This is a genomic window from Deinococcus rhizophilus (assembly GCF_030271215.1).
Taxonomy (GTDB): domain Bacteria; phylum Deinococcota; class Deinococci; order Deinococcales; family Deinococcaceae; genus Deinococcus; species Deinococcus rhizophilus.
This window is the reverse complement of the sequence record NZ_JASNGB010000320.1, coordinates 1-1,455: the sequence shown is the minus strand read 5'-3', so window position 1 is coordinate 1,455 and position 1,455 is coordinate 1. Positions and strand designations below refer to the sequence as shown.

Annotated in this window: 1 protein-coding gene and 1 pseudogene; both read left to right on the top strand. The window is 75.7% G+C overall.

The features are described from left to right. Positions 1-101: 101 nt before the first annotated feature. A complete protein-coding gene (locus QOL99_RS17020; protein WP_285525568.1) occupies positions 102-932 on the top strand; it encodes a type IV pilus inner membrane component PilO in 831 nt (276 codons plus the stop codon). Next, a pseudogene (locus QOL99_RS17015) lies at positions 929-1,455 on the top strand (hypothetical protein); the annotation flags it as partial. The gene QOL99_RS17020 and the pseudogene QOL99_RS17015, both read left to right, overlap by 4 nt.

The following is a 1,455-nucleotide window of genomic DNA, read 5'->3' as shown; positions in this document are numbered from 1 at the left end:
GGCGGCGACCCCGGACGGCGCGGCGGCTGGCCCGGCCCCGGAGGGCACCCCGGCCCCCGAGGCCCCGCCCGCCGAGCCGGTGAGCGGCACCGGAGGCAGCAATGGCTAAGCCTTCGTTTCAACTCTCCGGCCTGGCGCCGCGCACCCTCTTCCTGCTGGCGCTCGCGGGCAGCGCCCTGCTGCTGATGGGGTGGTACTTCGGGCGCTACCAGACCCGCGTGCAGGAGATCACCCTGCTGGAAGGCGAGCTGGACACCACCCGCCTGACCGCCGACCGCTACCGCGCCGCCCAACGGGCGCTGCCCGAGTTGCGCGAGACGGTCGCCCGGCTGCGGGTCGAGCGTGACCAGTTCCTGCGGGCGCTGCCGCCCACCGCGCAGTTCGGCACCGTGCTCGACGAGGTGCGGCGCAACGTGCTGGCGGCAGGAGCCGAGCTGAGCACCTTCACCGTGCAGAGCGGCCCCGGCGAGGGCCTGCCCGGCGGGGTGCGGCCCATCGGCCTGAACCTCGGGGTGCAGGGGCAGTACGCCGAGGTCTTCCGGGCGCTGCGCAGCCTGGAAACCATGAACCGCTTCACGACGGTGGGCGGGGTGGGCCTGCAGATGCCCGCCGCGACCTCGTACAACCCCCCCCTGGAGGGCACGCTGAACCTCACCGTGTACACCTACGACCCCAGCGCGGCGAGCGCCNGGCAGTACGCCGAGGTCTTCCGGGCGCTGCGCAGCCTGGAAACCATGAACCGCTTCACGACGGTGGGCGGGGTGGGCCTGCAGATGCCCGCCGCGACCTCGTACAACCCCCCCCTGGAGGGCACGCTGAACCTCACCGTGTACACCTACGACCCCAGCGCGGCGAGCGCCACGGCCCCCGAAGGCGGCGCCGCCGAGGCCCCCGAGGCCCCCGCCGCGCCCGCCGAGGGAGGTGCCCAGTGACCTCCCGGCCCACCGAGGGCGGCAAGCCGCCCCTGCTCTCGCGCGAGATGCGGCTGGTGCTCGCGCTGCTGCTGCTGCTCGCGCTGCTGGGCGGCTGGTTCGTCTGGACCTCGAACCGGGACGCGGCGGCCCTGGCAGACGCGCCCGTCCCGGCCCCCAGCGGCGACCCGCCCGCCGGAAGCGAGGAGGACGCGGGCGCGGCAGCGGTCACCCCGGCCCCCGGCACCGCGCCGCAGGAGACGGCACAGGAAGCAGCGCAGGAAGCAGAAACAGCGCAGGAGACGGCGCCCGTCTCTGAGGCCGCCGTGCCCGTCGAACCGGGCGCCGAGATCGAGGTGCCCCAGATTCCCGCCTTCGGGGAGGCCGGGGAAGCGCCCGGCGAGGCCACCCCCGAGGCTGTCCCCACGCCGGGCGGCATCAACCCCGATGTCCCCCTCGCCGCGCTGCCGGGCCGCAACCCCTTCCGGCCGCTGGAGCTGGAGGCCAGCGGGAGCAGCGAGGCCCCCGCCTCCCCCGTCGCGGC